The 621-nt window shown below is 72.7% G+C and carries 1 protein-coding gene; it reads left to right on the forward strand.

Annotated elements, in window-relative coordinates; all coding sequences use genetic code 11:
* Positions 1–154: 154 nt before the first annotated feature.
* On the forward strand, positions 155–621 hold a 467-nt coding region (locus AC1DZC_RS20095), incomplete at its 3' end, for a hypothetical protein (protein ID WP_477044505.1).

Here is a 621-nt window from a genome sequence, read left to right on the forward strand (position 1 = left end):
GGTCGCCACTGCCGAGGCGCGGAGCATCCCGTGGCAGCGCGTGTTCGACGCCGCCCGCCCCGCCATCCCGGCGGTGTGGAGCAGCTGGTCCACGCGCGAGAAGCGCCAGTTCCTCCGCCATCTCCGTACCCGCTGGGACGTCCACCGCCACCGCATGGCGCAGCGCATCCATGACGCGCTCCACGCCGAGGCCGYGCGTGGCCGGCTCGAGATCCTGCCGGCGCGCCTGCGCGGCTATCGCCTGGTCGGAGACAAGGTCGAGGTCGCCCTCGCCGCGCGCAACGGCGGCGTGCGTCGCTTCACCGCCGCCCGCGTGGTCAACTGCACCGGGCCGCGCCGAGATGCCGGCGCGATCGCCATCCCCCTGCTCGCCGACCTGCGCGACCAGGGTCTTGCCTTGCCGGATGCGCTCGGCCTCGGCCTCGAAACCGACAATTGCGCCCTGCTCGATTCGGATCGCCGCGCCTCGACCTGGCTGTTCGCGCTCGGCGCGCTGACCTGCCCGCAATGGTGGGAAATCACCGCCGTCCCCGAGATCGCGGTCCAGGTCGACCGGCTGGTCGGGCACCTCGCCAATCCCGAAGCCGCGCATCTCAGCGCCGGCGACTTCCTGGATCTTGG

The sequence above is a fragment of the Cellulomonas sp. P2_B4 genome, from assembly GCF_056404795.1.